The sequence below is a fragment of the Congregibacter sp. genome (assembly GCF_965660375.1).
GTDB lineage: Bacteria > Pseudomonadota > Gammaproteobacteria > Pseudomonadales > Halieaceae > Congregibacter.
Genome location: NZ_CBFHZO010000113.1, coordinates 20,524 through 43,222 on the forward strand (window position 1 = coordinate 20,524; position 22,699 = coordinate 43,222).

17 protein-coding genes are annotated in these 22,699 nt (G+C 59.6%); 8 read left to right on the top strand and 9 right to left on the bottom strand.

The features are described 5' to 3' along the window. The first annotated feature begins 9 nt into the window (after positions 1 to 9). Both ACTG3T_RS10895 and ACTG3T_RS10900 read left to right on the top strand, forming a co-directional pair. A complete protein-coding gene (locus ACTG3T_RS10895; RefSeq protein ID WP_439102299.1) occupies positions 10 to 2,154 on the top strand; it encodes an FAD-dependent oxidoreductase in 2,145 nt (714 codons plus the stop codon). An 8-nt stretch (positions 2,155 to 2,162) separates the two neighbouring features. Further along, entirely contained in the window at positions 2,163 to 2,474 is a 312-nt protein-coding gene (locus tag ACTG3T_RS10900; protein ID WP_439102300.1) for a GIY-YIG nuclease family protein, read from the top strand. On the opposite strand, the gene ACTG3T_RS10905 is transcribed toward ACTG3T_RS10900, so the two are convergent. Continuing rightward, entirely contained in the window at positions 2,431 to 4,344 is a 1,914-nt protein-coding gene (locus ACTG3T_RS10905; RefSeq protein WP_439102301.1) for an ABC-F family ATP-binding cassette domain-containing protein, read from the bottom strand. The two genes, ACTG3T_RS10900 and ACTG3T_RS10905, sit on opposite strands and share 44 nt — an antisense overlap. Before the next feature lie 20 nt (positions 4,345 to 4,364). Between ACTG3T_RS10905 and ACTG3T_RS10910 the strand changes: the two genes are divergently transcribed. Then, positions 4,365 to 4,889 carry a TIGR02444 family protein gene (locus tag ACTG3T_RS10910; RefSeq protein WP_439102302.1) on the top strand — a complete coding sequence of 175 codons (525 nt, stop codon included), beginning with the start codon at positions 4,365 to 4,367 and terminating at the stop codon, positions 4,887 to 4,889. Positions 4,890 to 4,895: 6 nt separating this feature from the next. Here the strand turns inward: ACTG3T_RS10910 and ACTG3T_RS10915 are convergent, their stop codons facing one another. Then, positions 4,896 to 6,728, bottom strand: a complete 1,833-nt coding sequence (locus ACTG3T_RS10915; RefSeq protein ID WP_439102303.1) for an ABC transporter ATP-binding protein — start codon at positions 6,726 to 6,728, stop codon at positions 4,896 to 4,898. Positions 6,729 to 6,966: 238 nt separating this feature from the next. On the opposite strand from ACTG3T_RS10915, the gene ACTG3T_RS10920 reads away from it, so the two are divergent. Next, entirely contained in the window at positions 6,967 to 7,710 is a 744-nt protein-coding gene (locus tag ACTG3T_RS10920; RefSeq protein WP_439102304.1) for an FKBP-type peptidyl-prolyl cis-trans isomerase, read from the top strand. 453 nt (positions 7,711 to 8,163) lie between these two features. Here the strand turns inward: ACTG3T_RS10920 and ACTG3T_RS10925 are convergent, their stop codons facing one another. Both ACTG3T_RS10925 and gshA read right to left on the bottom strand, forming a co-directional pair. Next, the gene (locus ACTG3T_RS10925) at positions 8,164 to 8,661 is read right to left on the bottom strand and encodes a disulfide bond formation protein B (RefSeq protein ID WP_439102305.1); all 498 of its coding nucleotides are present in this window, start codon (positions 8,659 to 8,661) and stop codon (positions 8,164 to 8,166) included. After that, positions 8,662 to 10,257 carry a glutamate--cysteine ligase gene (gene gshA, locus ACTG3T_RS10930; RefSeq protein ID WP_439102306.1) on the bottom strand — a complete coding sequence of 532 codons (1,596 nt, stop codon included), beginning with the start codon at positions 10,255 to 10,257 and terminating at the stop codon, positions 8,662 to 8,664. It lies immediately after the preceding gene. Positions 10,258 to 10,512: 255 nt separating this feature from the next. On the opposite strand from gshA, the gene ACTG3T_RS10935 reads away from it, so the two are divergent. After that, positions 10,513 to 11,550, top strand: coding sequence for an efflux RND transporter periplasmic adaptor subunit (locus ACTG3T_RS10935; RefSeq protein ID WP_439102307.1), 1,038 nt, complete (start codon positions 10,513 to 10,515; stop codon positions 11,548 to 11,550). Next, on the top strand, positions 11,550 to 14,705 hold the full coding sequence (locus tag ACTG3T_RS10940) for an efflux RND transporter permease subunit (RefSeq protein ID WP_439102308.1): 3,156 nt from the start codon (positions 11,550 to 11,552) through the stop codon (positions 14,703 to 14,705). The genes ACTG3T_RS10935 and ACTG3T_RS10940 overlap by 1 nt, the downstream gene beginning before the upstream one ends. 35 nt (positions 14,706 to 14,740) lie before the next feature. Here ACTG3T_RS10940 and ACTG3T_RS10945 read toward each other — a convergent pair whose 3' ends face one another. From ACTG3T_RS10945 to moaA, 5 genes are read right to left on the bottom strand one after another with little or no spacing between them, the layout of a single operon-like run. Next, on the bottom strand, positions 14,741 to 15,118 hold the full coding sequence (locus ACTG3T_RS10945; protein ID WP_439102309.1) for a PilZ domain-containing protein: 378 nt from the start codon (positions 15,116 to 15,118) through the stop codon (positions 14,741 to 14,743). Then, the gene (locus tag ACTG3T_RS10950; protein ID WP_439102310.1) at positions 15,115 to 17,376 is read right to left on the bottom strand and encodes a DUF1631 family protein; all 2,262 of its coding nucleotides are present in this window, start codon (positions 17,374 to 17,376) and stop codon (positions 15,115 to 15,117) included. Before ACTG3T_RS10950 ends, ACTG3T_RS10945 begins: the two co-directional genes overlap by 4 nt. A 26-nt stretch (positions 17,377 to 17,402) precedes the next feature. Continuing rightward, positions 17,403 to 18,869, bottom strand: a complete 1,467-nt coding sequence (locus tag ACTG3T_RS10955; protein ID WP_439102311.1) for a VWA domain-containing protein — start codon at positions 18,867 to 18,869, stop codon at positions 17,403 to 17,405. Continuing rightward, the gene (locus ACTG3T_RS10960) at positions 18,869 to 19,816 is read right to left on the bottom strand and encodes an AAA family ATPase (protein WP_439102312.1); all 948 of its coding nucleotides are present in this window, start codon (positions 19,814 to 19,816) and stop codon (positions 18,869 to 18,871) included. Before ACTG3T_RS10960 ends, ACTG3T_RS10955 begins: the two co-directional genes overlap by 1 nt. A 40-nt stretch (positions 19,817 to 19,856) precedes the next feature. Further along, positions 19,857 to 20,867 (bottom strand): GTP 3',8-cyclase MoaA, encoded by a 1,011-nt coding sequence (gene moaA, locus ACTG3T_RS10965; RefSeq protein WP_439102315.1) that lies wholly within the window; start codon positions 20,865 to 20,867, stop codon positions 19,857 to 19,859. A 169-nt stretch (positions 20,868 to 21,036) separates the two neighbouring features. On the opposite strand from moaA, the gene ACTG3T_RS10970 reads away from it, so the two are divergent. Together ACTG3T_RS10970 and ACTG3T_RS10975 are read left to right on the top strand one after the other, a co-directional pair. Next, a complete protein-coding gene (locus tag ACTG3T_RS10970) occupies positions 21,037 to 22,410 on the top strand; it encodes an SLC13 family permease (RefSeq protein WP_439102313.1) in 1,374 nt (457 codons plus the stop codon). Beyond that, a partial coding sequence (locus ACTG3T_RS10975; RefSeq protein ID WP_439102314.1) for a hypothetical protein occupies positions 22,407 to 22,699 on the top strand: 293 nt, incomplete at its 3' end. The genes ACTG3T_RS10970 and ACTG3T_RS10975, both read left to right, overlap by 4 nt.

Consider the following 22,699-nt stretch of genomic DNA (forward strand, 5'->3'; position numbering starts at 1 on the left):
GTAATCGCGATGGCGGCCAATAAATCAGTCAAGATAGTGATCATAGCTTTAGTGCTTGGGGGCTTTTTTGCCTTCTGGTATTTCGATCTGCAAGCACTGCTGAGTTTCGAGGAGCTGCGTCGGCGCAGCGAAGATCTCGTGGCGTTACGCGATGCCAATCCTCTGGCCATCGCCATGATCTTTTTCGCTCTCTATGTGGCAGTCACCGGGCTGTCTCTCCCTGGTGCAGCCATTATGACCCTCGCCGGTGGGGCGATTTTCGGGTTCTGGACTGCCTTGCTACTGGTGTCCTTTGCCAGCTCCCTCGGCGCTACCCTGGCGTTCCTGGTGTCGCGTCTGCTTCTGCGCGACTGGGTGCAGACGAGGTTCCGCCGGCAGTTGAAGGCCCTCAACAAGGGCTTTGCCCGAGATGGCGCCTTTTATCTGTTTTCTCTTCGTCTCGTGCCTGTGTTTCCGTTTTTCGTGATCAACCTGATATCGGGTTTGCTGCCCATCAGCACGCCCAGGTTTTACTGGGTTTCCCAGCTGGGCATGCTCCCGGCGACCGCGGTCTACATCAACGCCGGTACCCAGCTTGGTCAGCTTGAGAGTCTTTCGGGCATCTTGTCGCCCGGGCTCCTGGGATCCTTTGTACTGCTTGCAGTTTTCCCCTTTATTGCCCGGGCGCTGTTGAACCGGATCAAGGCACGACGACAGCTGGCCCGATTCACCAAACCAAAGAAGTTCGATACCAATTTGGTGGTGATTGGCGCGGGGTCAGCAGGCCTGGTGTCGTCGCTCATTGCTGCCACGCTCAAAGCAAAGGTCACGCTCATCGAACGCCACAAAATGGGGGGCGACTGCCTCAACACCGGCTGCGTGCCCAGCAAGGCGATTCTGCGCAGCGCTCACGTTGCCGAAGAAATGCGCCGGGCGCCGGAATTTGGTCTTGCGCCGGTGGAAGTTTCGGTAAATTTTCCCGCAGTGATGGAGCGGGTGCAGGCCAAAATTGCCGCCATTGAGCCTCATGATTCCGTGGAGCGTTTTACTTCCCTGGGCGTGGATTGCGTGGCGGGCGACGCCAAGATTGTCTCCCCCTGGGAGGTCGAGGTGAACGGAAAGCGCATCTCCTCCCGGCACATCGTGATTGCCAGCGGCGCCCGGGCCCGGGTACCGGATATCGCCGGCCTTGATGATCTTGACTACCTCACCTCGGATACCTTGTGGGAGATTCGCGAACTTCCCAGACGGTTGATGGTGCTTGGCGCCGGTCCTATCGGTTGTGAGTTGGCGCAGGCCATGGCCAGTCTCGGATCAGAGGTTACGTTGGTCACTCATGCGTCGCGGATCATGCCCCGGGAAGATGACGATGCCTCAAGCCTGGTGCATGCGCGTCTGGAGAAGAAAGGAGTGCGGATTCTCAGGAACTGCGAGCCCCAATCCTTTGCCTGCACAGAGACGGGGCAGAGGGCCCACTGTCAGCATAATGATGAGCCGTTGACCCTGGAGTTTGATCGATTGCTCCTGGCCGTGGGTCGTACGCCAAACATCGAGGGTATGGGGCTGGAGGAGCTGGGTATACGTACAACGGATCGGGGCACCATCGAGGTCGATGATTATCTGCAAACCGTGATACCCACAATATACGCCTGCGGTGACATCGTAGGTCCCTATCAGTTTACCCATACCGCCAGTCATCAGGCCTGGTTTGCCACGGTGAATGCGCTCCTCGGTCACCTGAAGCGCTTCCGCGTCGATTACTCGGTAATTCCCTGGGCTACCTTCACCAGTCCCGAAGTGGCTCGCGTGGGTCTGAGCGAAGACGAGGCGAAAGCCCAGGACATCGACTACGAGGTGACGCGCTACGGTATCGATGACCTGGATCGGGCCATCGCGGACAGTGAGGACGAGGGCTTTGTCAAAGTACTTACTGAACCCGGGCGCGACCGAATTCTGGGTGCGACAATCGTGAGCGCTCATGCGGGGGATTTGATCCCCGAGTTTGTACTGGCCATGAAGCATGGCCTCGGTCTCAACAAAATCCTCAGCACCATTCACATCTACCCGACCATGGGTGAGGCGAATCGGTTTCTGGCCGGGGAATGGAAGAAAGCCCGCAAGCCCGAGAAGGTGCTGGCCTGGCTCGAGCGGTATCAGACCTGGCTGCGGGGATAGACTCGGCATTGGACAGAGAGGAGTCCTCGGACAGCACCACATCGGAATCCAGTTGGTGGGTGTATATGCTGCGCTGTGCGGATGGTTCACTCTACACCGGTGTCACCCGGGACCTTGCCCGCCGCATCCGCCAGCACAACGGTGAACTGGTGGGAGGCGCAAACTATACGCGGGCGCGAAGGCCGGTGACCGCCGTCTGGAAGGAGGAATGGGAGAATCGTTCCGCCGCGCAGGTGCGAGAAGCCGAGGTAAAGCGCCTGTCACGCCGCAAGAAACTCAGCCTTGTGCGGTCATCGCCTCTAAAGATTCCTGGTTCGTGAGCCATTCGCCCTCTAGGTCTTCAAGTTCGGCGCGGTGGCTGCCCTGTTCCCGAAGAAGCTCCGTGAGCTTTTCCTTGTTTTCCTGCTCATAGATCGAGGGCTCGGCGAGAGCGGCTTCAACGGCTGACAGCTTGTCCTGCAGGGATTCCATACGCTTTTCCAGCTTTTTGATGGCCTGCTCCAGCGGACGTCTCCGGGCACGGATTTCCGCCGCGGCCCGTCGCTGATCGCGGCGGTCCACTGTGTTCTTTTGCTTGTCGGCTCCCTCCGCTTTGGACGGGCCGCTGTCTTGGGATTCATCACTACCGCGAAGGATCAGTGCCTCATAGGCATCCAGGTCACCATTAAACAGACCGAGACGGCCCTCGGCGATACGATAAAGACTGTCCGCTGTGCTGCGCAGCAGATGACGGTCGTGGCTCACCACAATGACCGCCCCGGAGAATTCCAGCAGTGCGATTTCCAGCGCCCGACGCATATCAAGATCCAGGTGGTTGGTGGGCTCGTCCAACACCAGCACATTAGGTCGCTGCCAGGCGAGGATTGCCAGCGCGAGGCGAGCTTTTTCTCCCCCGGAGAAGGGGCGCAGCTCTGCATCCGCGCGCTTGCCCTTGAAATCGAAGCCCCCAAGAAAATCCCGGAGTGTCTGCTCCCGGGCATCGGGTGTCAGACGCTGGAGGTGCAGTAACGCTGAGCTATCCAGATCCAGCGTGTCTACCTGCTGCTGATCAAAGTAGGCGATGCGACAACCTTCACTGCTGTGGCGCTCCCCGGCGAGGAGCGGGAGCTCCCCGCAGAGGCTTCTTAAAAAGGTCGTTTTACCTGAGCCATTGCGTCCAAGGAGCGCCATGCGGTCACCGTTACGCAAACTGAAGTCCGCGCCGGTAATGAGGGGCGTGTCGCCGTAGCCCACTTTGGCGCCGCGAAGTTCGATGAGGGGATCCCGGCCCCGGGGCGGTTCGGGAAAGCGGAACTCGAAGGGGCTGTCTTCATGGGCCAGCGCCATCTCACCCATGCGCGCCAGTTCCTTGAGCCGGCTTTGGGCCTGCTTGGCTTTCGTGGCCTTGGCGCGAAAACGGCGCACAAAATCTTCAATCTCGGCGCGGCGTCGCGCGTGCTTTTCCGCGCTCGCCCGCTGTTCCGCCAGGCGCAGAGCCCGCTGTCTCTCAAAGTCGCTGTAGCCGCCTTTATAGCTGTTCAGCCGCTGCTGCTCGATGTGCAATACCGCCGAGCAGCTGGCGTCGATAAAATCACGGTCGTGGGAGATCAACAGGAGCGTTCCGCGGTAGGCCTTGAGAAAGCTCTGGAGCCACAGGGTAGTATCGAGATCGAGGTGGTTGGTGGGTTCATCCAGCAACAGCAAATCCGAAGGCATCATCAAAGCTCTGGCCAGCGCCAGGCGCACCCGCCAGCCTCCGGAAAACTCCCCAACGCTGCGCCCCGCATCGGTGTCTTCAAAACCCAGGCCCAACATAAGTTGTAAAGCGCGACGCTCGGCGGCGTATCCGTCACAGGCCTCAAGCTGGGTGTGGAGGGATGCGGCGGTGCTGTAGTCGCCGCGCGCCTCGGCATCGTGAAGCTTTTTAAGAAGACCGGCGACCGTTGCGTCCCCTTCAAGGACAAAGTCCCCCGCCGTCAGCTCGCTGGCAGCGATATCCTGTGCCATATGGGCGATTCGCTGACCCTGGAGGCCTTCGATGTCACCTTTGTCGGCCTGCAGCTCACCCAGCAACATGGCAAAGAGACTGGATTTACCACAACCATTGGCGCCCGTCAGAGCAATCTTCTGCCCCGGGAGCAGGCTGGCGTTGGCATCCTCAAAAAGAAGACGGTCTGCACGGCGTAGGCTAAGGTCGCGTAAGATAATCACGGGCGGGGAGTTTACTGGGCGTGGACGCAGGGGAACAGACAAAGAGTCAGGAAGAAGCAACCGCAAGGGCAGGCTTGTGGCGTTTCGCGGTGACTGTTTATGGGCTGCCGGGGGTTGCGGACGCCTGCTTGCGCGCGCAGCGCCAATGGGACGTTGACGTCAATCTGATGCTTTTTGTTAGCTGGTGCGCCGGTCAGGGGGTGTGTTTGACCCCGGATGATTTGCAGCGGGCCGAAGCGCGTTGCCTGGCCTGGCGCGAGAGAGTTGTGCTTCCCGTCCGCGAGCAGCGGGAGCAGTGGCGCAACGCCCCGGGGCTCGGCGCGGAGTATGCTGCAATCAAAGATCTGGAGTTACAGGCGGAGCGTCGGCAGCTGGAGCTTTTGGCGGACTTCTTCGAGCAAGACCACGCCAGTGCGGTAGCTACGGAGTCCAAAGCATCGGTGGAGTCAGAAATCCTGAAGCAGCAGTTGAGGGTTCTCGCAACCCACTATGATCTCGCGAATGATGCCTTTGCTGAGTACCTGGAGGCTTTGCGAAAAGGCTAGCGACTCTTAGTCCAATGCGAGGAATCCACCGGACTGGTAATCCCACAGGCGTTTGTAGATGCCATCTTTGGCGATGAGCTCCGCGTGGCTGCCGGTCTCCACGATCTTGCCGCCATCCAACACGATAAGCCGGTCCAATGCTGCGATAGTCGACAGACGGTGGGCAATGGCGACGACGGTTTTGCCTTCCATCAGTTCGTAAAGGCTCTCCTGAATGGCGACTTCGACCTCGGAGTCCAGTGCCGAGGTTGCCTCATCGAGCACCAGTATGGGCGCGTCCTTAAGCATTACCCGGGCGATGGCAATGCGCTGACGCTGGCCGCCACTGAGTTTTACGCCGCGTTCGCCGACCTGAGCGTCCAGGCCCCGGGCGCCGCTATGGTCCTCGAGACTGGCAATGAACTCATCGGCGCGGGCGCGGTGAATTGCTGTGCGCAGCTCCTCCTCGCTAGCGGTCTCCCGGCCATAGAGAATGTTCTCGCGCACGGTGCGATGGAGCAGCGATGTATCCTGCGTCACCATGCCAATGTTGGCGCGGAGGGATTCCTGGGTGACCCGGCGGATGTCCTGCCCGTCGATGGTGATGCTTCCACTCTGGAGATCAGAAAACCGCAACAGCAGATTCACCAGGGTGGATTTACCGGCACCGGAGCGACCGATGAGGCCAATTTTTTCACCGGGGGCGATATCAAGGCGGAGATTCTCAAAAACCGGTTTTTGCGGCGTGTAGGCAAACAGGATGTTATTGAAGCTCACTTGCCCGGCTGTCACAGCCAGCGGCTTGGCCTCTGGATGGTCCTCCACATCAATGTCTCGGGACAGGGTGCTGATGCCATCACGCACGGTACCGACGTTTTCAAAGAGCGCCGACACCTCCCACATTATCCATTCGCTGATGCCATTGATACGCAGGCAAAGGGCCAGCGCCGCGGCGATGGATCCGGGTGAAATGGCGGCCTCGAACCACAGATACAGCGCGGTTCCACTGACGGTCAGCAGCATGAGGGTGTTGTTGGCGGTGACCGACGTCTCCATCCAGGTCACCAGTCGCATCTGAGGATGGACCGTGTCCAGAAACTCTTCCATGCCCTCCCGCGCGTAGTTGGACTCCCGCAATGCGTGGGAGAAGAGCTTCACCGTGCCAATGTTGGTGTAACTGTCGGCAATACGCCCGGTCATCATGGAGCGTGCATCTGCCTGGGTTTCCGACACCTTCTGCATCCGCGGCAGGATGGTTCTGAGAATGAGTATATAGATCACCAGCCAGACAAAAAGAGGCGCAGCCAGGCGCAGATCGATGCTGCCGAGGAGGAAGAGCACCGATAGAAAGTACACCGCGACGTAGACCAGAATATCCAGGGTGATAAGCACCACGGAACGCACCGCCAATGCAGTTTGCATCACTCGGGTGGCGACCCGGCCGGAAAATTCGTCCTGGAAGAACCCGAGACTCTGACGAAGGAGATAGCGGTGAGCCATCCAGCGCACGATCATGGGGAAGTTGCCCATGAGTGTCTGATGAAGAATGAGCGACTGCAGCGCCACCATAAAAGGAAAAGCCGAGAGCAGTCCCAGCATGAGCCACAGAAGGGAGCGGCCCCCGGCGGCAAAGATGGTTTCCGGGGTGGTCGTCGACAGCAGGTCAACGCCCTGACCGAGCACTTCAAACAGGGCCACCTCGATGATAGCAATACCCATGCTCAGCAACGACATGGCGATCAGCCAGGGCTCCAGCCCCCGGGAGTGATGACGACAAAACTGAAGCACGGAAGCCGGGGCCCGACGGGGCTGCTTGTCGGGGAAAGGATGTACCAGTTGTTCAAAAAACCGAAAGGCCATGCTTTGTTTCCACTGACATTGGGGGAAAAAGGCGGTCTGCCGGCCCCCACGGAGAGTGCATCCAGTGTAGCGTGTCCCCCTGCGGCGCACAGCCCGAGGGTGGCAGAGGGGCCATACAGCGTTTACACTTGCGCCCTCGAAAAGCGTGGACCACTGTTTGCGAAGTGCCTCACTGAGGTGAGGTCGCTATCACAAGGTTCAGTTTCCATCGAACTCTATCAATTCACAGGAAGTATCCATGAACACATTTATGAAGCCCGCGGTAGCGTTGTGCGCCGTGATTGCGCTGAGTGCATGTCAGCAACAAGACTCAGGAGAGACTGCCGTGGCTGAACTACAGCTAGAAACCCCCAACCAGCGATTGAGCTACGGCGTAGCACTGGGCCTGGGTCGTAATATGGCGAATGACGGCATGACCGTTGACGTTGATGCCTTCGCTGCAGGTCTCCGGGATGCGATGACCGATGCCCCCCAGCGTCTGAGTGATGAAGAAATTCAGGCTGAAATGGTCGCCTTTCAGGAGCGCATCAATGCGGAGCGTGAGTCCATGGCCTCCGAATTAGCCGAAGCCAATGCCGCAGCCGCAACAGCTTTCCTGCTGGAAAACGGAACTCGCGAAGGCGTTGTGACCACAGAGTCCGGTTTGCAGTACGAAGTGATCGAAGCGGGTGACGGCGCAACGCCCACCGCGGAAGACAGCGTCCAGGTTCACTATCGCGGCACCCTTATCGACGGCACCGAGTTTGATTCCTCCTACGCCCGTGGCGAGCCCGTAACTTTCGGTGTGGGCCAGGTCATCAGCGGTTGGACCGAAGCGCTGCAGCTCATGCAGGTTGGTGCCAAGTACAAGCTCTTCATTCCCTCCGAACTTGCCTACGGTGCAGGTGGTGCAGGGGAGCGCATTGGCCCCAACGCCGCGCTGATCTTCGAAGTCGAACTGCTGGATATTCCTACGCAGGGTGACGCGGAAGCAGAGGGCTAAATACCCCACGTCTGTCGAGGCCGCTCAGTCGGGCTCGTCATGATGTAAACAGAGGGTCTCAACTTTAGTTGGGGCCCTTTTTTTTGGCTCTCGATTTTCTTTAGAGAAGAGGACTGCCCGCCCTGATCACTGCATCCAGTTTTCGTGATCATTGGGTTCTGATTAGAATGAGGACTGCGCGCGTCGATCACTGCACTCGCTAAGTTGGGGGACGCTCGCTCCGTAATCAACGCACGCAGTCCTCGCAGCCATCGAATGGCGACTGCGCACCAATCAGATCAGCTTGCCCGCATCGATCCTTCGGTGTGCCACTATGCCGAGGCAAGTGGGCGCGATTCGCGAAGTAAGCGTTTCCCCAGTTAGCGCATGTAGCGGATCGGGCCCGCTTGCCGGATAACCTTGCGCGACTAATCACACTCGCTTATTCGGTGCCCACGCTGAAGGTGTTTGCTGCTATGCCTTCCGAAGGAGCTGAAACACCGACACGCCTGCCAGTACCACAAACAGCGCCAGGGTTTGCTCGGGAATACTGAGTCCCATGAAGGTCCAGACGGTTTCGGCGCAGTTACCATCGCCCATCATGACCACGGAAAAGGTTTCCGAGAAGGGGAGGGTTTCGAGCATGTACTCCAGGCTGGGACCGCAGGCGGGAGCGAGCTCTTCGGGGAGGTTCTGGAGCCAGATGTGGCGCATGGCAACCGCGCCGCCCAAAGCCGCGCCGACAAGGCACAGGGTGGCGTAAGCGCGGCGGCCCCAACCCTGGGGGTTCTGCAGGGCCGCAAGGAGCGCGAAGACACCCACGAGCACCACAAACAGGCGCTGGGTAATGCACAGCGGGCAGGGTGGCAGTCCCAGTACCCTTTCCAGATAGAAAAGCGCAAAAGCCATGGAAACAACAGTCAATAAAAACAACCCGAAAAAAACAGGCCGGATCTGTAGCAGAGCGTTCATTTATTCTCCGTGGTTCAGTGCTTTGTACTGATCAAAATAGGCGGCGAGGTATTCCTCGAAACTGACGCTGTCTGCAGCTTCGATGTCAGCCTGGCGCGTTAGCGATGTGGTGCTTTCGTCCACAAGCGCCTGTTCCGCATCAGGGTTGATATCCCTTTCCTTGAAGTGTTCTGCCCAGCGGTTGCTGTAGCCCATGGCAAAGCGGTAATAGGGCATGCCTTTCTCACGCATTTCCCGAAGTACCCGTGCCGAGGGTAACTCCACGTCGCCGCGGACCTTGGCCTGCTGCTCGGTGAGCGCCGCACTGTAGTCCGAGGTTTTGTGGACGGTGTCGAGAAGCTCGGCGCTCTCAGCGATCTCACCCAGGAGCTCCGCTGCCCACTCGGTGAGCGATCGGGAGCCCGCGGGCGCTTGCAGCATCAGGCCGGGTTCCCGGCCGCGATCGACCACTGCGGTCAGATTTGCAGCCTGATGGCCCTGCTGGGCCTCGTCACAGGCCGGGCTGGGCTGCGTAAGGCAGTGCAAAAGAAAGCTATCGAGCAGTCGGATCTGCGTACTGTCAATACCCAGAGGGTGGAAGGGATTAACGTCAATACAGCGGATCTCGACATACTCAATGCCCCGACTGTGGAGTGCTGTCAGTGGTGTTTCGCTACTGCTGCCGGGACGTTTTGGCCGGATGGTGCTGTAAAACTCATTCTCTATTTGCAGCAGACTGTCGTTGAGCTGCATGTACTCATCGTTCTCTTTGCCTTTGTATGCCGCGTAATCGGGATGGGGCGTGAGAATCGCCTGAGTCAGCGTGGCGATGTAATTATCCAGCGAGTTGTAGCAGGCGCGGAGGGACCTTTGCGCCGAGCTGTTGTAGCCCAGATCGCCCATGCGCAGTGCTGTGGCGTAGGGAAGATGCAGGGAGTTACCCTCATCATCGAAAGGTTCCAGATGATGCTCCCCGCGACCTCGCATGAAGCTTGCACAAACGGCGGGGGAGGCGCCAAAAAGATAGATGAGCAGCCAGGACCAGCGATGGAAGTTGCGGATCAGTCCCAGATAACGGGAAGTGATGTAGTCCTGCAGGGGGCCGTCATCGCCGTCGGCTTTTTGCGCCTCGGGCCAGTAAGTCTCGGGCATGGAAAAATTGTAGTGCACGCCGGCAATGGCCTGCATGAGCCTGCCGTAGCGATTGCCCAGGCCGTAGCGGTAGACCGTTTTCATTCGACCCACGTTGGAACTGCCGTAGCGCGCCACCGGGATGCCCGCATCGCCGGCAACGATGCATGGCATGCTGGCACTCCACAGACGCTCACTGTCTATGTGCTTGTAAACAAAACTGTGCACATCCTCCAGCGTCTGGAGGGTATCTTCGATGCCCGTTGATACCGGTGTGATGAACTCCATTAATGATTCGGAGTAATCCGTGGTGATGCTGCCGTGAGTGAGCGCGGACCCAAGAACCGCGGGATGGGGTGTTTGCGCCAGAACGCCGTCCCCGGTAACCCGCAGGCTTTCTTTTTCTATGCCACGACAAATACTGCGAAGCATTTCTGGCTGGGATCTGGAAAGTTCCACCAGTTGTTGTTGCCAATGGGAATTCAAAATTGTCTCCTCGTCGCGGTTTGTTGCGACGACGCCTGGGGCTCAGCCCTTTCAAAGAGTTTGACGCAACAAAGTGACGCCCGCGTGGGCTGCGATGATACACCGTCCTGCGGAGCATCTGATAGCGCAGGGGCCGGCAATCCGAGTCCCTGCTGGTCACGTATGCTCCCCGTCGAATGCACAGCCGCGCAGGTGCCAGGTGGTATCATGGCGGTCTTTCTATTTCCCCTTTTCCGCAGGAGTTAAGAGGTAACCATGAAACCCTTGGTCATTGTTATTGGTCTGGCAGTTGCCGGCTTTTTTGCCTGGCAGCAATTTGGCGGGTCATCTGACGATGCTATGAGGCGCGAGCGTCCTGCGGCGCCGGTAACCGTGGTCGAGGTTGAATCCCGGAGCTTTCGTGACCGCATCCCTGCCCTGGGTACCCTGCAGGCCTGGGAGTCCGTCGATATCACGGCCCCGGTGGCCCAGCGTATTACCAGTCTGAACTTTGAAGACGGGGATGTGGTGGAGAAGGGACAGGTGCTGGCAACGCTCCGCCAGGAGGCTGAGCAGGCATCTATGCGCGAGCTCAGTGCGCGCCTGGCGGATGCCCGCCGAGAGGTAAAGCGGCTTACGGACCTCGCCCGGAAGAACCAGGTGGCCCAGACGGAGCTGGATTCGGCTAGTACCGAGGTCGAGGTTTTGCAGCATCAGATCAGTGAGCTGGAAGCGCGCATTGCAGACCTCACGATCGTTGCACCATTTTCAGGGGTGCTGGGGCTTCGGGAGGTCAGCGAAGGCGCACTGGTGTCTTTTGGCCAGCGCTTAACCACCCTCGATGATGTGAGTCGCATGCGACTGCAGTTCACCGTGCCCGCGCGCTATCTTGGTGTGCTTCAGCCCGGCATGCCGATCATCGCCAAAAGCGCGGCGTTCAAGGACGATTTTCAGGGCACCCTTTCTGCCGTAGGCAGCCGGGTGGACCCCGTGGCGCGGGCCATCACTGCGCGGGCAGTGGTGCCTAACGAAGACGGCCTGCTTCGGGCAGGACTGCTAATGGAGATAGAAGTAACCGGAGAATCGAGCGAAGTACTGATGGTTCCCGAGGAAAGCATACAGAGCCGGGCGGCCCGACACTTTGTCTGGAAGGTCGACGGGGAGCAGGCACTGCGCAGTGAAGTGGAAATCGGGGCTCGTATCCCCGGCTGGGTGGTGATCTTAAACGGAGTGAGCGAAGGCGAACGCATTGTTCTGGATGGCGTCATTCGTCTCTCGGGAAATGCGATGCCCGTACGTGTGGTGCAAAGCTGATGTTAATTTCTGATGTTGCCGTGAGACGGCCTGTGATGGCACTGGTGGGCAGCGCCTTGATTGTTGCTTTCGGTCTGCTGGCCTTTGACCGCCTGCCGCTGCGGGAGTATCCGGATATTGATTCACCTATTGTCACGGTGCAAACCTCCTATCCCGGCGCCTCTGCTGCGGTGGTGGAGAACAAGATTACCGAGCTCATCGAAAACCGCTTGTCGGGTATCGAGGGTATCAAAACTCTGAGCTCCGCGAGCTACGACGGTGAGTCCACCGTGACCATTGAGTTTAATCTGGATCGGGACATCGACTCCGCGGCCAATGATGTGCGCGATCGCGTGTCCGGCGTACTGGACAACCTCCCCGAGGAAGCGCTTCCCCCGGAGACCCGCAAGAGCAACAGCGACGAGCAGGTTATCTTCTGGTCCCACCTGGTGGGCGAGAACATGTCGGCCCTGGAACTCACAGATTACGCCCGGCGCTATCTTGAGGACCGCTTCGCGGTGCTCGACGGGGTGGCGCGGGTACGCATTGGCGGTGGCCAGATCTACTCCATGCGGATCTGGCTTGATCGCAACGCGTTGGTTGCGCGCGGTCTTACCGTGACCGATGTTGAGGCTGCACTGCGTAGTCAGAACGTCGAGTTACCCGCCGGCACCATCAAGTCCTCAGCGCGGGATTTTGTGGTGCGTATCGATCGTAGCTATCAGGTCGCAGAGGATTTCCGGGAGCTGGTTCTGGCGCGGGGGGGGGACGGCTACCTGGTGCGTCTCGCCGATGTCGCCAGGGTGGAACTTTCCAGTGCCGAGTCCCGGAGCTTGTTCCGAGGCAATACCGAATCCATGGTGGGCGTCGGTATCGTCAAGCAGAGCAAGGCCAACGCGCTAAGTGTGGGTCGCGCGGTGCAGGAGGAAATTAAGCGCGTCAATCAGCAGCTCCCCGATGGTATGCAGCTGGTGGTGGGTTTTGACCGCTCCGTCTTTGTGGACGCGGCCATCGATGAAGTGTTCTCCACATTATTTATTGCCGGCGTACTGGTGGTGATCGTGATCTTCCTGTTTTTGGGCGATCCCCGGAGCGTGCTGGTGCCCGCCCTCACGGTACCGATCTCGCTCATCGGTAGCTTCAGTATGCTGTGGGCGTTGGGTTACAGCATCAACCTGCTGACGCTACTCGCCCTGGTACTGGCCATCGGTCTGGTGGTTGACGACAGTATTGTGGTGCTCGAAAACATTCACCGTCGCCTGGTGCGCGGTGAGTCCGCGCTGGTGGCCTCCTATCGCGGTGCCCGGCAGGTCGCCTTTGCGGTCATTGCAACGACCCTGGTGCTGGTTGCGGTATTCGTGCCCATTACCTTTTTGGAGGGCAACGTCGGCCGGCTCTTTGCGGAGTTTGCGGTGGCCATGGCCATTGCGGTGATTTTCTCCAGCTTTGTGGCCCTGACGCTGGGACCGGTGATTTGCTCCAAGCTGCTGAACAAGGACAAGGTGTCCAATCGCCTCGCGGATAAAGTAGAGGCACTCAGCGAGGCCATGGAACTCCGCTACCGAAAAGTGCTGCGGCCCTTTGTGGAGCGCTCTTGGCTCTTTATCCCCGTTTTGCTGCTCTGCGTATTTGCCGCCTGGCAGCTGAGTAAAAGTGTGCCCCAGGAGTTCTCTCCCACGGAAGACCGCGGTGTGCTGTACATGATTGCCGCGACGCCCGAGGGCTCTTCCTTTGAGTACACGGTGGATCAGGTGCTCCAGGTTGAAGAGCTACTCATGCCCCTGGTGGAGAGTGGTGAAGTGCGACGTCTGCTGATTCGTGCTCCCGGCTGGGGGGGGGGTGAGTCCTTTAACCAGGCGTTCACAATCATGGCGCTCGCCCCCTGGGAGGAGCGTGATCGTACGTCTCAGGAAATTGCTGCGGATGCCCAGAACCGGGTAAAAGATATTGCTGGTGCCCGAGTCTTTGTGCGTGCGCCGCGCTCCTTTGGCGGCGGCAATGCGGATCCCGTGCAATTCGTTGTGGGTGGCGATAGCTATGAAAACCTCGCCGAGTGGCAGGACATCATGTTGGCAAAGGTCGCCGAGAACCCCGGTTTGCTCCGCGTAGATACCGATCTCAAACCCACTAAGCCTCAGCTACGTGTGTCCGTGGATCGTAACCGCGCCGGCGACCTGGGAATCAGCCTGGCGGACATTGGACGCACGCTGGAGACCCTTCTGGGCTCCCGCAGGGTCACCACCTTTATTATGGGGGGGCGCGAATACGATGTGATCATTGAAGGCGATCGGGAAGAATCCCGCACGCTGTCAGATCTCGACAACATTTATGTGCGCTCCAACACCACGGATCGACTGATACCGCTGTCCAATATCGTGACGCTTCGCGAGGAAGCGGGTGCCGGCAGTCTCAATCGCTATAACCGTGTGCGTTCCTTTACGCTGTCCGCGTCCCTTGCCGATGACTACAAACTTGGCGAGGCTCTGGATTACCTGCAGGAAGTGGTGCGAACAGAACTGCCTGAAACTGCGAGCTTTGACTTCAAGGGTGAGTCTCTGGAGTACTACCGTGCGAGTGGCAGCGTCTACATCACGTTCCTTTTGGCGCTGCTCATTGTTTATCTGGTAATGGCGGCTCAGTTTGAGTCCTTTGTGCACCCGGCGATTATCCTGTTCACCGTGCCCGTGGCGCTGCTCGGCGGACTGTGGGGGCTGCAGCTGGTGGGTGCCACGCTCAACATCTACAGCCAGGTGGGGCTGATAATGCTCGTGGGACTGGCGGCAAAGAACGGCATTCTCATCGTGGAGTTCATCAATCAGATGCGCGATGCGGGCTTTGAGTACGAGCAGTCGGTTATTGAAGGCGCTAGCAAGCGGCTTCGCCCCATCGTCATGACCGCCTTTACCACGGTGATGGGCGCATTGCCTCTGGTGCTGTCCTCCGGCCCTGGCCACGAGGTGCGCAGCGTGATCGGTGTCGTGGTCATGGGTGGTGTTGCCCTGGCCACGCTGGTCACGCTGCTCCTGGTGCCCATGGCCTACAGCCTGCTAGCACGGGGTACGGGATCACCGGAGCTGGTGAGCCGACAGCTCGATGCTGAGATCAAAGACTTCGAAGCCAGCAAAAAAGAAAAGGGAGCGGGCACTCCGGCCATGGCGGGTCAGGACGGAAGCTGATCCTTACTCTTTGCTCCCTCCGTGCGACGGGCGCGCTAGGGTGAGGGCGTCCGCTCGTCCATTTCCATCAGGGCCGCCTCCCAGTGCTCGATATCGGAGCCCAGGGCATTGAGTATTTCGAACCCGGCTATCCAGCTGCCGGGGTACTCTTTGTCCCGCATCCGCCAGCGCACCTGGCCCACCAGGTAGAACGGCTCGCTTTCCCCGGGCAGTTCAACCCCGATTTGCAGAATAGCGCCGACGGTTACCGATTCGGCGAGGCGCACTCGAAGCCCGCTGTGGGAGACATCCAGGGTGTCGCAGCGGGCGACCTTGCCGGGACCGATGCTCCCTGGCGGGGGCGATTCGATCTCGATAAACACCCGCGAGGCGACCGGGAGCCGGAAAAAACGTCGCTTATCTTTGTCCGTCATTGTCCCTCCTCCCGGGCCCGTTCCACTTCATCACGGAAATAGGAACGGGTTTCCAGAATATCCACGAGCCCCTGATCAATGAGCGTCCGCAGCTCTGAGCGGCTGAGTTCCCGCAAAGCAATGCCCTTGCGGTTTACAAAGATGTAGTTGTCCCGCCGGGGATCAAAAACAGCAAGTTTTGCCATGATGGGCGTTTCACCATCGTGGAACCCCAGCCAGGCTCCCATGGGCACATCCACTTCCCGCTCCGGACTTCCACCAGGGCCGGTTGGCGCAGGGCTTGCCACCGGAGTCAGGGGAGGCGGCGCCGGGGCTGCCGGTGGAGCCGTGGGCTGCTGCACGGGCGCCTGGGGTGGCTCCTGCGTCGCGGGCGGGGGTGTGTAGGTCGGTGCCGGGGTTGGTGGCGGTGTCGATGAGGGCGGTGGTGTCGCTGCAGGCGGTGGTGAACTTGCAGGGGGCACCGTGGGTTGTGGCGCCACGGTCGGCGGCTCATACGCTGGCTGTGGCTGTGGCTGTGGCTGTGGACTGGATGCTGCTGCATCAGCGGCAGCGATTTTGGGACTGTCTGGTTTGGGTTCCGGTGCCGGCGCAGCGTCTGGCGTCTCGGGCTCATCCAGGTCCAGGCTTAGATCAAGCTCTGCGCCCTCGGGGGGCTCCAGAACCGGATCCCAGTTGTCACTGTCGCTGAGGTCCGGCAGTGCTTCGGACCAGTTTTCCGCTTCGGCACTGTCCACGCGATGGCTAGTATCGCTCGTGGGCTCCGGCTCCCGGTTGGCATGGCTTCGCCGGTCCTCTGCGTGAGTCCGTCGATCCTCGTCGTGAGCTCTTCTATCGGGATGGATGCGCCTGTCTTCGTCAGAATCCCTCTCGACTTCAGGGGTAGGCGCCTCGGCCGGCGCGGCATCCTCCTCCGGGGGGCGGTAGCTTGGGTCAATGAGCTGGCGCAAGCGATCGTTACTGTCGATGCCCGCCGCCGCGGCGAGACTCAGGCTGAAGCTGTCGCGGTGGGGCAGTCGCTGGGCAAACCCATCGCTCACCCGCTGGCTGAAGGCACGGCTGGAAATATCCAGCGCTTTGAGCCCCACAAAATTGGCGAACAGGAGATGCTGCCCCTGCTCCAGCTGCAATACTAGTTGGGCCCGCAGCTCCCCTTCATCATCCTCAAACTCATACCAGTCGCCCGTAATTAACTGGTCGTCGTTGCTCTCCTCGTGGTGAGGTACCTCCTTCTCAACGGGGATGTTTGGAATTCTCACGAGCTGTAGTTTCTGGCCGTGCTGTATGCGCAGGTGGGCGTACTCCACCAGGCCGATGGCGCTGTCTGTGGCGTCGCTGTCATGCTCTAGACTCAGAAGCCAGCGTCTGAGCTCTCCAGGCAAGTGCCGCAGGATTTGCTCCTGCCGGTCTCGACCGGCATCGCCGCTGTCATCCGGTGCCTGCACGGACTCCATAAGATGCAGGGTGGCCCGGCGCATCTCCTCCCACTCCCGGGAAGCATCGCCGTGTTTGACCAGCACCAGCTGGGCGCTGTCGTACCAGGGTCCTTTGAGAAATTCGCCGATAGCGCCGGGAAGATCATATTTCTCCAAGCCTGCGTTGATGTCTCTGGCGGCGTCCCGGCGGGCCAGGAGCGTTTTGAGGCGTGCCTCCTCCGTCTCCGCGAGGCGCTGCACCATACGCTGGGCCCGGGCGGCGTCCCGCTCATTGGCAGCGACCAGTTCCTGGGTGATCGCAGCAATATCCAGACGATCGTTGTTGAACCAATCGAGGGCTTTCTCCACAGCACGCTCGACCCGTTGCTCGAGCATCTGACCCGCACGATCGAGGCGCATCTGCCAGCCCACGGCACCGCTTTGCAGGGCGTCGAGCAATCGGTGGAGCTTGTGGGAACCCGGTGTGTAAAAAGCGTCGTCCTTGAGGGCCATGGCAGCGGCCAGGGGCAGGAGTCGCCGCAGATGATCTTTCAGCGGCTGCTCAAGGGGGTAATGATCCTCCCACTCATCAAAGGCATCGCAGACCCATACCAGGGTGGCCTGATCTTCCGGCCGGAGATCGGGTTTCAGGTTTTGTTTGGCGGCGTGGCGCTTGATGGTCGCCAGCGGTGTGCTGTTGGTGTCCTTGCTCTTGGCGAGGAACTCGATGAGCTCTTCCCGCGACAATGCATCGGTGGTGAGGGCCCCGTCCCGAGGTGAAAACTGCTCCATGACCTTGGTCTTAAGGGAGCAGGGAAGGGGTATTTGTTCGTGGGAGAGGGACATGTTGCGCCGCTGAGCCGGCTACAACCCTAGCGCAAGCTCTTGAGCAGCTGGTCGACGACACGCTCAAGCTGTTGCAGGTTGCTGCAGGGGGCGCAGTAATGACAGGCGGTTTGGTAGCGCAACATCTCTGAATCGCCCGTGCCCCAGGCGCGCCGCGACTCCGGGTTCAGCCAGATAAGCTGTTTGCTCCGCTCGTAAATGCTTTGCATGATCTCCAATTCCGGGTCGCCCCGGTTATTTCGCGCGTCGCCGAGAATGATAACCGATGTGTTGCGGTTGATGTCGTCTAAAGCCAGTCGGGAAAAATCGCGAAGGCTGCTCCCGTAGTCCGTGGCGCCACCGTAACGCCAGTTTGCCAATTCGATGGCGCGCTCGAGCGGTTCATCCCGGAAGAGATCGCTGATTTCTCCCAGGTGGCTGGAAAAAGCGAAGCTCCGCGTGCGGGGCAACACATCCTGAAGACTGTAAAGAAACATCAACAGGAAGCTTGCATAGGCCGCTACGGACCCGCTCACATCGCATACCGCCAGCAGCTGCGCTTTGTCCCGTTTGCGCGAACGCCAGTGGGTTTTAAACAGTATGCCATCGTGGGCCATGCCCCCGCGGAGCGTCTTACCCATATTAAGCTGCCCGCGCTTCACCGGTCGCCGGCGGGCGCTGTGGCGACTCGCCAGGCGGCGGGCCATGCGCCGAACCTGGGCCTGTACCCGGTCCCGGTGACGCCGGTCGATGTTCGACAGTCGTGTCTTGCTCAGCACATCTTCCATGAACGCGCTGTTATGTCCTTCGGCGTTCATGAGGTACTGCTGCTCTACATAGTCTCTGACCTGCTCTCGGAGTACATCGCGATAGCGGCGGAGTGTATCGATGGCGAGAGATTCGGCCCGTTCCAGTTCAATCACCGCATCGCGGATGAGATTCTCGCCCAGAGAGTCGAGAATCTTGCGCGTGTATTGGCCCTTTTGGGTAAACAGTCGGATGTTGCTGATACCGGCGTCCTGACCTGCTCGGCGCATGGCTGTACTCAGGGTGCCGCGCTGGTTTTCAAGAAGTGCGGGGAGAAGTTCTCCGTCCAATAATTCTTGTAAAGCGGGTGAGTTACCTGCGGCGGCTGCAAGCTCCGCGGCGTCCGTGGCAGAGCCGCCCCCGCCGGCAGCCTGTCCGGCACCGCTGCCGGCCATCTCCGGGCTGTTTTCTGCAGCGCTGTCGGTACCACCGTGGTCGCTGTCCGTTGCTTCATACGCACCCTCGCTGTTTCTGTCGGTGCTGAAATCCGCGGCCTGCTGATCAAAAAACTGGTCGAAACAGTAAAAGAAGGTGTGTTCTTCCCGGTCACTTTTGGCCAGCGTCATGGCGAGTGCATTGCGCAGGGAGTCCCGGTCGTCATAGCCCACGACTTCCATCGCTGCGGCCGCATCCAGCGTTTCCGCGGGGGAAACGGGCAGCGCATGGCTGCGCAGTATTTCAACGAAGCGGAGCAGGCTCGACTGCATCAGGCCTTTTCCGGTACCTGTTCCAGGGCGCGGAGAATACTGCCGAGCTCCGCCTCCGTGGCTTCGATGTCTTGTTCAAACTTCAGGAGTACATTGAGGGTGCTCTGAAGCAGTTCCGGCTCCAATTCAGTGGCATGGAGCAGCAGTAAGCTGCGGGCCCAATCGATAGTCTCTGACACCGCAGGCTGTTTTTTCAGATCCAGCTCCCGCACCGCATGGACAAATGCCACCAGCTGTTGGCGCAAACTTTCCTGCACCTCGGGGACGCGGCTTTCCAGGATACGCTCCTCAAGATCAATGCTTGGGAAGGGTATGTGCAGATGCAGGCAACGGCGTTTCAGCGCGTCGGAAATGTCCCGGGTATTGTTACTGGTAAGAAAGACCAGGGGTGTGGACTTGGCCTTGATGGTGCCAATTTCCGGAATGGACACCTGGTAATCGGACAGGATCTCAAGCAGCAGCGACTCGAACTCGTGATCGGACTTGTCGACCTCGTCAATGAGCAGCACCGCGCCTTCGGGATGTTCCATAGCCTGAAGCAGCGGCCGGGGCTCGAGGAACTCTTCGGAATAGAATACGTCGCCAAACTGATGCAGCCGCTCAACAGATTCCGCGAGGCCCTCTGCACCGTCCAGGAGATCGCCCAGTTTCTCCTTGAGCACCTGGGTGTAGAGCAGCTGTTTGCCGTATTTCCACTCGTATAGCGCCTTTGCCTCATCCAGGCCTTCATAGCACTGGAGACGCACGAGGGGCAGTCCCAAAAGCGTTGCCGCAGTTTTTGCCAGCTCGGTTTTGCCGACGCCGGGGGGGCCCTCCACAAGGACTGGTTTGCGCAGCTGCGCCGCGAGGAAAACTGCGGTGGCGATGCGCGGGCTGCAGATGTAGCCGAGCTTTGCGAATCCGGTTTCAATCGCCTCCATGGAGGCAAGTTCTGTTCTTTTTTCCACGGCCCTGGGGCTCTCCTTTAACTGCTGCGATGACGCCCCTCTAGCCGCCCGTCGCGTTCATGAAGCGCAGAATCTGTGGCTCTTCGCTGTTGTCGAAGTAATGACGCTCCGGCTTGATTTCCATGGCGCCCAGCAATGCCTGCTCAAGGTCCTCGGTGGTGCTCCCAGGGCTACGCAGCAGTTCCCGAAGATCTACAGAGTGTTCGTTACCCAGACACAGGAGCAGCTGGCCTTCCACGGTCACCCTCACACGATTGCAAAGGTGGCAAAAGTTGTTGCTGTGAGGTGATATGAAGCCAATGCGACTGTTGCTTCCCTCAAGGGCATACATTCTTGCAGGACCCGCGCTGCCGCTGGGGTCGCCCAGTGCCGACAGGCTATACTGTTGTTCTATTTGGGTGCGGAGCCAGTCGCTGTCCGCCAGGGTAAGTGCTCTATCGTGATCATCGATGCGACCCAGGGGCATTTCCTCGATAAAGGCGAGATCAATCCCCCGGTCCTGTGCAAAGTTCACCAGATCCAGGATCTCGTCATCGTTGTCGCCGCGCATAATCACGGCATTGATCCGAATTCCTTCAAACCCTGCGGCGCAGGCCGCGTCGATACCGGCGATCACCTGTTCCAGATGCCCTACCCGGGTGATCTGTCGAAAACGTCGTGGCTGTAAGCTATCGAGGCTGATGTTGAGGCGTTTGACTCCGGCATTACGAAGGGGCTGTGCCAGGCGCTGCAGCTGGGATCCGTTGGTCGTCATCACCAGCTCCTCCAGACCCTCCATGGAGCCTAACTGTTCCACCAGCTGCATGATGTTGTGGCGCACCAGGGGCTCGCCGCCAGTGAGCCGGATCTTGCGCACCCCCAGGTTGATAAAAGCCTGGGAAACCTGCGCGAGCTCCTCCAGAGTCAGCACTTCGCTTTTGGGAACGAACTGCATGTCTTCGGCCATGCAATACACGCAGCGAAAATCGCAGCGATCCGTCACGGACAAGCGCAGATAGTCGACACGCCGGCCAAAACGATCGACAAGCGTTTGTGGGGTGTTTTCCTGCATGGCGCGCAGTGTACTGCTCCGGGGCGTCGCGACCAAGCGTCCAGCGCGCTTTACAGCTTCCATTCTCTGGGACACGATGGGCCTCTATGAGTGTCTTTTTTCTCTCCGACGGTTTTTTAGCGGTCCGCGATCTACCTCCTTTGCTGTGGCAAGAGCGGGTGTCGGGCTAATGCGTTCTATCGCCTTCTATGCCGGCCCGATCCTGGCGCTTGCTACTGCCCTCCTTGCCATGGACGCGGGGCAAAGCCAGCCCGTGGCCGTGGTGCTGGGTGTAGCGGTTATCTGCATTGTGTGGTGGATTTTCGAGCCCATCGCGATTCCGGTCACTTCTCTGATTCCCCTTGCTGTTTTGCCCCTTGCCGGTGTCCTGACGCCGGCGGAAGTGGGACAGGCCTACGGCTCCCCGCTGATCCTGCTTCTCCTTGGCGGATTCCTGCTGTCCCAGGCGATGGAGAGTAGCGGTGCGCACCGACGTATTGCCCTGGGAATGATCCATCTTTTTGGTGCGAAAAGCCCCCAGCGTCTGGTGCTGGGCTTTATGGCCGCGGCGGCGGTGCTGAGCATGTGGATTTCCAATACCGCGACCACCCTGATGATGTTGCCGGTCGCTCTGGCGATGCTCGAGGGGTCCGAAGACAGGGAGCGCCTGGCTGTGCCTCTGCTTCTGGGACTTGCCTATGCAGCCAGCGTGGGTGGTGTGGGTACGCCTATTGGTACGCCACCCAACCTGATTTTCATGCAGGTGTATCAGGAATACACCGGTGAAGAAATGTCTTTTACCCGGTGGATGAGTTGGGGGGTGCCGGTTGTGCTGCTCCTGGTCCCCGCCATGGCCTGGTCGCTTACCCGGGGCATTGAGCGCAGCGCCAGTCTCGAACTGCCGGTAGTGGGACCCTGGCGTCCGGAAGAACGGCGGGTGCTGGTGGTGTTTGGTCTTACAGCGGTCGCGTGGATAACCCGCAGTGAGCCCTTTGGTGGTTGGCGTGCCTTGCTTGATTTACCCCAGGCTAACGATGCATCGGTAGCGCTGCTGGCTGTGGTGCTGATGTGCGTGGTGCCTAATGGCAGGGGCGGGCGACTGCTGGACTGGGAGCAGGCGAGCCGCATCCCCTGGGGCGTGCTTTTGTTGTTTGCCGGCGGTATCTGCCTCGCCAAGGGTTTTGTCGCCTCGGGCCTGAGTGACGTGCTGGGCCAGGCGCTGGCATCTCTTACCAATATGCCGACGATCCTGCTCATTCTGGTGGTGTGCCTGGTCGTCACCTTTATGACGGAAGCAACCAGCAATACCGCCAGCACCACGCTGCTGATGCCGGTGCTTGCCGCGGCGGCATTGGCCGCGTCCCTGCCGCCGGAGCTGATAATGGTGCCTGCGGCGATGAGCGCGAGCTGTGCCTTTATGCTGCCGGTGGCCACAGCGCCGAATAGCGTGGTTTTTGGTTCTGGTCTGATTACTACTACGCGCATGGCCCGGGAGGGGCTGATGCTTAACTTTATCGCTGCAGCGGTGGTTACCCTGGTGTGTTACGGAGTAATGGTCCTATGACAACGGGTACACGGGTCCTGGGCCTCGCCCTGATTATCTGCTCCCTGGGGCTTCTCTATCCCGGTATTACCCAGCCGGTTTTGACGCTGAGTGGTGAATTGGAAAAAGCCGAGCTCGCCGATTTTGGTATCGATCTTATCGCAGGCGAGAACGGCAACAGCCAAACCCGGGACATGCTCAATGCCATGGCGCGCATGATGGGACTGGATCAGATCGAAGGTCGCGTGGAGGCTTACCGGAGTACACGCTCTATCCTGGGTATGTCCCGGGAGCTTGCCGATAACGGTAA